This window comes from Breoghania sp. (assembly GCF_030066895.1).
Classification (GTDB): domain Bacteria; phylum Pseudomonadota; class Alphaproteobacteria; order Rhizobiales; family Stappiaceae; genus Breoghania.
Map to the genome: position 1 here is coordinate 1 of NZ_JASJAV010000039.1, position 8,358 is coordinate 8,358.

6 protein-coding genes are annotated in these 8,358 nt (G+C 44.2%); 4 read left to right on the forward strand and 2 right to left on the reverse strand.

Going from position 1 to position 8,358, the window contains the following annotated elements:
- The 4 genes from QNJ43_RS26065 to QNJ43_RS26080 all read left to right on the forward strand — a co-directional run.
- The coding region (locus QNJ43_RS26065; protein WP_300474840.1) for a hypothetical protein at positions 1 to 269 on the forward strand (269 nt) is incomplete at its 5' end.
- Between the two features lie 2 nt (positions 270 to 271).
- Positions 272 to 1,030: a hypothetical protein gene (locus QNJ43_RS26070; protein WP_300474842.1), complete on the forward strand. Its 759-nt coding sequence runs from the start codon at positions 272 to 274 to the stop codon at positions 1,028 to 1,030.
- 488 nt (positions 1,031 to 1,518) lie between these two features.
- Positions 1,519 to 2,427, forward strand: a complete 909-nt coding sequence (locus QNJ43_RS26075; RefSeq protein ID WP_300474844.1) for a hypothetical protein — start codon at positions 1,519 to 1,521, stop codon at positions 2,425 to 2,427.
- A gap of 83 nt (positions 2,428 to 2,510) precedes the next feature.
- The gene (locus tag QNJ43_RS26080) at positions 2,511 to 2,801 is read left to right on the forward strand and encodes a hypothetical protein (protein ID WP_300474847.1); all 291 of its coding nucleotides are present in this window, start codon (positions 2,511 to 2,513) and stop codon (positions 2,799 to 2,801) included.
- 969 nt (positions 2,802 to 3,770) lie between these two features.
- Here the strand turns inward: QNJ43_RS26080 and QNJ43_RS26085 are convergent.
- Both QNJ43_RS26085 and QNJ43_RS26090 read right to left on the reverse strand, forming a co-directional pair.
- Positions 3,771 to 4,004, reverse strand: a complete 234-nt coding sequence (locus tag QNJ43_RS26085) for a hypothetical protein (protein WP_300474849.1) — start codon at positions 4,002 to 4,004, stop codon at positions 3,771 to 3,773.
- 4,143 nt (positions 4,005 to 8,147) lie between these two features.
- Positions 8,148 to 8,358, reverse strand: a 211-nt coding sequence (locus tag QNJ43_RS26090) for a hypothetical protein (RefSeq protein WP_300474851.1), incomplete at its 5' end; no start/stop codon positions are given.

The following is an 8,358-nucleotide window of genomic DNA, read 5'->3' on the forward strand; positions in this document are numbered from 1 at the left end:
CACACGACATGACATCAGATGTAGCCATGCAGCTCAACGACGAACACAGTCAACAGTCTTGGTCCGTGTTTGGTGCACGAGTTCCACGCAGTGAAATTGTCTTCTTCTGTCAAGTGATAATTATTTACACAGTCATCGTCACCAGCATATACAACTTGACCACAGGTCACAAAGACGGGCATCTGTGGACAGCGCTCTTAAGCTCAAGTGTGGGAATCTTGGTCCCAAACCCAACCATTAAACCCAAGAAGAACCAGCCTCAAGAGTGATCATGTTTTACCTCACGCTTCCAAGCAACAGTTCTTCATCATACTTTCCAGACAACACACTGACTCGGTATTTCACCAAACTTCCACATGCTGTCGACTTGTCAGGAGGTCAGTGGGAAGTTGGTTTGGTGGAAATCCAGTATCCACACACGTGGTACAATCTACAAGAAGATGAAAGCTGGGTGGACATGCAAACCGAACCTGATGGTGTGGTGCACCATGCCAGTCTAAAAGCTGGCCTCTACCAGACACCTGAAAGTTTGGTGAATCATATGAAACTACGCTGCCGGAAAAAAGTGGAGGACATCTGTAACGCCATTCATTTCAGCTATGACGAGATCACTCATAAAGTGACCATCTCTCTCAAAGATGGGGCCTCCGTCACCGTAAGTCCAGCTCTCCAGCAGATGTTGGGTTTGTCACAAAACCATTTTGAAGGAAGAGGTTATTTTACAGGAGATCGTGTCATCGATGTCCATGGAGGGTTCTATTCCCTTTATGTCTACTGCAGTTTGGTCGAGCCACGCATGGTGGGTGATGCTTTGGTTCCCTTGTTGAGAATCGTTCCCATCAAAGGCAAGAGTGGAGAACTGATCACCAAAACCTACGAAAATGTGCACTACCATCCAGTACAGCAGAAGCGCTTTGACACAGTGGAACTGGATATAAGAGATGACGCAGGGCATCCAGTGTCATTTGAACGTGGGAAGGTGGTGACAACACTTCACTTTCGACAGCGGCGCTCCCCTCATTTCTTGTAGTATGGCATCCAGAAGACAGACAGCTCACTGCCAGGATTCCAAGCTGTACGATGAGTACTACTTGCGGCAAGTAGGAAGTGGCTTACCTGTATTTTCTGGAACGCGAGTTCAACGTGGACATGGTCTGGGAAACATTTTTTCTGGACTGGTGAGAGCAGCCATGCCCCTTGTCAAAAGTGGCCTGAATGTCTTGGGGAAAGAAGGTGCTAAAACGGGCCTGCGAATTGCTGGAGATGTGTTGCGTGGGCAGAAACCACGACAGGCAGCACGTCGACACACGGCGCAAGCAGGGAAACAGCTGTTGACAAAGACACTCCACCAGTTTCTGGCACAACCACCAGGTCATCCTGCCAAAAGAAAAGGTACAAAAAGGCCTGCACAACACCAGAGCGTCAGTTCATTTCGAGCAAGCAAGCAAAGCAGATTGTCCAAAGACATCTTTTCCTAGTAGCATCATGGCCCTTGTTCATGCCTTGTCCTGTGAATGCGTGAAGAGTGAGCTGGATCTCTTCACGGTGCCTCCAACCCAAACAAGCATCGACCATGGGCAGTGGGTGGAATATCATCCTTTGGCCACCATCACGGACAGTGGACCACTGGAATTCAACATTTCTGGTTCCGGTGAAGATTACATCGATGCAGGCAATACACTGTTGTCTCTCCAAGCACAAATCGTCAAAGCCGATGGGACCAACCTCCCAGATGATGCGATGGTGGGACCCACCAACCTATGGCTTCATTCCCTCTTCTCTCAAGTCGACGTCAGTCTAAACGAGAAATTGATTTCCCCTTCCACCAACACCTACCCATATCGGGCCTATCTAGAGACCTTGCTCAGTTATGGTCCAGCAGCCAAGGAATCCCAGATGACAGCGGCCCTCTGGTATAAAGACACGGCGGGACACATGAATGCCACCACCACTGATAATGAAGGATTAGAGGCTCGGATGAAATTCACATCAAGAAGTCGAGTGGTGGACCTGACGGGCAAGCTGCACCTTGATTTGTTCTTCCAAGATCGCTACCTGTTAAATGGTGTGGATATAAAAATTAGACTCGTGCGGAGCAAAGATGCCTTTGCCCTCATAGCAGCCGATGAGGGTTACAAGATCGAGATCAAAGAAGCTTCGTTGTTTGTGAGGAAAGTAAAACTGAGTCCTGCAGCACAACTGGCACACATCAAAGCTTTGGAGAAAGGCACAGCCAAGTGTCCTATCTATAGAGTGGATACCAACGTCTCTTCCATTCCCAAAGGCAATCTTACTGGCAACCAAAAGAAAGAAAAAAAAAAAGCTCTTTCTTGGACAACTCCCCAAACGACTTGTGGTGGGGATGGTGGGGAATGCAGCATTCAACGGCAGTTACCAGAAGAAACCGTACAATTTCCATCACTATGACTTAAACTTTTTGGCTTTTATATGCGGACGGACAGCAGATCCCAGCCAAACTACTCCAGCCCAACTTTGGTCGGCAGAAAGCCGTGCGGAGTTATCTCACCCTGTTCTCTGGAACGGACTTGCTATATCACGACAAAGGAAACGACATCAGCTGTGATGAGTACTTGCAAGGATTTACCTTGTTTGCCTTTGTTCTGACTCCTAATTTGAACGATGGAGGTCACTTCAACCTTGTGAAGCAGGGCAGTCTGCGACTAGAACTTCACTTTGCCGACCCACTGCCAGACACCATCTGTGTCATCGTCTGTGCAGAATTTGACAATATTATTGAGGTGGTCAGAAGTCGCAACGTCGTTTTTGATTATGCTGCCTAAGGGTGGACACTGTACAGATCACGCAGATGCTTCGAATGGATCCGTATGCTCAAGATGTCTTTGTGGGTGTGTGTCTTCGAGATCGACTACCAAGAAATGCGAAGGAATATCCCTATGCTTACGTGTGCAACACAGATCCTCACACTGAAAATGGAAAACACTGAATAGCAATCTATGTGGATAAAAATGGCCATGGGGAATACTTTAATTCATATGGATTACCACCACGCCACGAAAACTTTGTGAACTTTTTAAAGAAACAGTGCACTTCGTGGATCTTTATTGACAAACAGTTGCAAGAACTTTTGTCTCACGCGTGTGGACATTACTGTGTCTTTTATCTTCTGCATCGATGTCGTGGACTTTGCCTGAAACAATTGTACATATGTTTGGATCGAATCCTAAAGATAACGATGTTCTTGCTCAAGATTTTATTGTTAACCACACTGTTGATGATAAATAAAAGAGTTGTTCTTTTTGAACTTGTTGTGCTAACTTCGTAAGAAAAGTGTTGTATCAGCTCTACAGAAATCATCCCAACAAAAATTCACACTAACCATTATACTCAATACAGAAACAGAAAGTTAGTCCTCATGAAACAAAGAACTTTCCCGAGTCCCGTCTCTGAGACATGTTTGAACATGTTTTGATAAGTCAGCCAAATTGATCTTGGACAAAGTTTCCCAGAACACGAGACATGTTTGAACATGTTTTGATGACTCAGCCAAATTGATTTTGGACAAAGTTGTCCCAAAACACGAGACATGTTTTGCTGACTCAGCCATATTTGACTCTGAACAAGGGCGCGATAAAATGAGAGCTGAATGATTTCTGCTGACTCATGATTTTGCTCACTCATTAACTTGTCTGAACATGCACGATTTCTATGACGTCATTTCCTGCCCGCCATCTTGAATGGAATTATTTTGGTTTGTCCGCCATCTTGAATATCATTTTCTGCCCGCTATCTCAAATACGTTGTTTTGTTGTTCGCCATCTTGAATGATCTTTTTCTGTCTCTGCCTCGGACATGGTCGACTTCTTATCCAGACGTCGACGGAAGTTGGTGGAAATAAACCGCTGCAAAGTTTTGTCTTTGGCCTTCATTTCTCCCCACTCGCATTCATACATCTCGATGACTGTGTAACCAAGGTGACGGAGATAGTTGTTGTTCTTGGTCGTTTCTTCTCGCAGCTCTCGCATGGAACACTTTCTGATCTCGTTGTAGGTCTTGAATTGTCTATCCTTTCCTTTGGTCAGATGACACTGATGTCCATGCCAGTAGCATCTACAACAACCATGTTCGATCTCAAAGTCGTGTGAGCATGTTCGATCTCAAACAAAAAGTCGTGTGAGCTCGTCGGACTTACCCATGAAACTGATAAACAGTTTGCGTGGATTTGCACCACCCATCCACTGGTAGACGTCTCCGACCCAGTCGTTTTTCTTTGGCATTAAAGGCGTGACGGATCTCGATCCCTTTGGTGGTCATCACCCATTCCATCCATTCGACGGCATCACGACTCTGGGGATGAGACTTGTGGGGTTTGAAGTCATCTTCCACTTGACGTCGGACGAACCATCCAGTGGGCATGTCTTGGATCAGACATCATAGATAGAGTCCATTGCAGTCGTAACCTGAACAAACAAAACGCACCAGTTTACATACTGTTTCCACCAAATCCAAAAGTCACAGCTTTTGAATACCGACCTGTTATCCCACCACAGGTCTTGGCTTCTTCTTGATACTGGAGTTCTCGTAGCTTAGTTTTGCCTTTTTTCGTGATATCCGTGGTAGATGATGGAAGGTCCACCAACAATGTTGGATTTCACCAGATGGTAGAAATCGTTGTTGTGTTTGTCAAACATCGTGAAGTAGACATCATGTGGAAAGGGCATGAACATATTGACGAGTGGGCAGAGTTGGCTGGTCATCTTCCAATTCTTTGCATTCATGTTAATGCAACGTCACTTCTACAGTACAAACAGGCTGGTTCAGATTCCTTATGGCATTTCTTCCCACAAGAATTTGGATATGACGATACCCGCTATGTGGCTCTACCCTCACCTAGTGAGTTGATGGCATTGCTCTACCGCTGGCAAGTGTGTCGCGGCATTAACAAGAAAAGGAGAGAGCACTGTCCTGGCTGCGAGAATGACTCACCCGGTCAGCGTGATCACATGGGGTCTTCAGGTAACCTTACCTTGTGCTATGCATGCGTGTGTGTACAAAATAATATGGATATCATGTACCGTATATGTTATGTATCTACATGTATAATAGTATACAGTTTGTTGTACTCATATATGTTACAGGATGCCTCGAATTAACGTGGAAGGATGCTGTTGATATGCATACCAGTGATGTACAGGCTGCCTTCACGGTCACGTCACTCACAGTGAAATATGAGCAAGTGAGACGGGCACTGGATTTGCCACCACCTTTCTTCGTCCAAGGACTAGCGGAATCTACTATTGAAAAACACGCAGCTGGTGGTGCATGTTGGCCACTTCTCGAGGCTGGGGATTATTTAATGCCCCTGGACTATTCCTGTCTGTTTCAGCAAGTACTCGAATAATGTGCTAGACCGAATGTCTAATGCTGTCCGAAGCACTCAACTTTTGAGCAGTAGGCCTTCATCATTGTATACTTGTATGTTTCTAAAATGAACTTTTGTGTCATTACTAGTCTAACCAACAAGTTGTGGTAAAAGAAACTGACGTGTTTTTGTCAAGAAATCAATCAATGAAACTAGTATTAATACCAGCATTTACTAGTAGTACTAAAATTGTGAACTACACTCTGTGCATTTTATTTTCTGCTTCTTCACACACGTACACACACACGCATGCATGCACGCGTGCACGTGCACACACACACACACTTTGAATGATGGTGATGACAAGGGATGCTCCATCCTCTCAGGATAAATTCTGTCTAGTGCTGGATGGTTTGCAGTACTCACCACCACCACCACTATCCAAAGTTCTACGTCATGCCACGGAGTTGTTGCTGTAGAAAAATACACCGGCCTCGAATCACAAAGCAATGAGAGGGGGCACCTACTGATCGAGTATGTTTAAGTTTTTGAGAAGTTGTTTTATCAAGATTCGGGCAGGCAAAAAAGGTCTCCCAAGGCGGAGCGTTTCCCTCAGAAGGTGGACTGTCTATGAATTTCGCACCAGTGAATTAAATTTATCATAAAAAGGCAGCAAACTAATACTTTCCGTCAAATCATGTGCACTGCAACATTGTGTTTTGTGCGGACGATAGGGGGTGTTCAGCTGTTTGTTGGCATAAGAAAATATATCGACTTCAACTGGAGTCGAACTCACAACCCCACGTTCACAAAGACTTGCTTCTGGTGCCACTCGACACATGGCGAGCGCTTACAGTGAAGGTGTCGCACTTCTGTTTCAGCACTGCTAATACTTGAGCGCATGTCGTGTACAAAGGATCATTTATTGTGTGTGTGAGGACTTGTCAGATATTTTCAAAATCAAATTGACGTAGAAATTCTGAAATCAATATGCAGCTAAACATAAACAGTATAGTTTTGTAATATCATCGATCGTTATCTACTGGATGACGTCAGCAAACAGCAGTTCTATATTTAGAATACATTCAGCAAACTTTGATCAATCAGATTCGATTCACTGGACGACGTGAGCACACATCAGTTTTATTTTTAGAACACAGTCAGCAAAAATTTGACCAATCAGATTTGATTCACTGGACGACATGAGCACACATCAGTTCTATTTTTAGAACACAGTCAGCAAAAATTTGACCAATCAGATTTGATTCACTGGACGACGTGAGCACACATCAGTTTTATGTTTAGATACATTGCCGAGTCAGCAAATTTTGACACACTCATCATGCCCGTCCCCTATTTTAACAGGTCAACGACCTCTTGGAGTTGGAATCCAACCTGGGGGCGCTTGCACTGACAGGGAGGAAGGGGACAGTGAGTATCAATTTCGGTTGCTTCCTTCAAATGCCTTGTATTTTTTTTCCAGATGGTGGTTTCATACTCATCTCATCATTTTTTCTTACAGATTACTGCATTTGGTAACGTGTGCTGTTCATGTTTAGAGTTGTGACTCGTGCTTCTCACCTCATCGACAACACGACTTAAAAGTCACGGCCGATAGAAGATGCATCATCCGAACGTGTTCCGGCAGCAAGATAGATCTCGAGTGACAAAATCAGGTCAGATAATAGTAGTCTACTGACTGCTGCGAGTTTATACCGTGTTCAAGGACAAGTTATTGAAAATTCGCACAAAGACGTTTCCCGGTTTCGCCTTTTGAAATAAATGAAACTGTATACATCTAAGACAAAAAAAAAAAAGTATTTTGTTTGTTGCCATAAAAAAAAAAAAAAGTCGACTTCACCGGGAGTCGAACCCACAGCCCCGCGTTTTGGAACGACTTGGTTGTACCGCTCAGCCACGGCCACCGCAGCTGCGTAGTGAAGACGTCGCTGTACTGTTTCATTGCTATACACGTGTACAATGTCGTACACAAAGGATCTTCTTGTGAGGACGTGTGAGACATTTTCAAAATGAAATTTGGTCATAAACTATATAGTTTCTTTTAAGATCATCAGTATACACAGACAAATGGTAAGTCACCAACAAAGACGTTTCTCGTCTGTGTTTGAACACATTTTGATGACTCAGCCATATTTGACTTTGAACAAGGGCGCGATAAATGAGAGCTGAATGATTTCTGCTGACTCATGATCACTCATCAACTTGTCTGGGCATGCACAATTTCTATAACGTCATTCTCTAATCGCCACCTTGAATGACACACACGAGACAGTCATGTTTTGATGACTCAGCCATATTGACTCTAGACAAAGTTTCCCAGAACACGAGACAGTCATGCTTTGATGACTCAGCAAAATTTGAACAAGGTAGGGGCGATAAAATGAGAGTTGAATGATTTCTGCTGACTCATGCTCACTCATCAACTTGTCTGGGCATGCACAATTTCTATGACGTCATTTCCGGTTCGCCATCTTGAATGACGCACACGAGACAGTCATGTTTTGATGACTCAACCAAATTGACTCTGGACAACGTTTCTCAGAACACGAGACATGTTTTGCTGACTCAGCAAAATTTGAACAAGGGCGCGGTAAAAGAACTAGCTGAACGATTTCTGCTGACTCATGCTGACTCATCAACTTGTCTGGGCATGCACAATTTCTATAACGTCATTCTCTATTCGTCATCTTGAATGACCCACATGAGACAGTCATGTTTTGATGATTCAGCCAAACTGACTCTGGACAAAGTTTCCCAGAACACAAGACAGTCATGTTTTGATGACTCAGCCATAAGGGCGCGGTAAAATTTGTCCGTCATCTTCAATGACGTCATTTTGCACGCGCCGTCTCAAATTTTCGTCCCGCCGTTTTAAATACATTCTTGTCTGCCATTTTAAATATATTTTTTGCCCACCATTTTGAATGACGTCATGTTTGTCCGCCATCTTGAATATATTTTGCCTGCCATCTTCAATGACGTCATTTTGCCCCCAC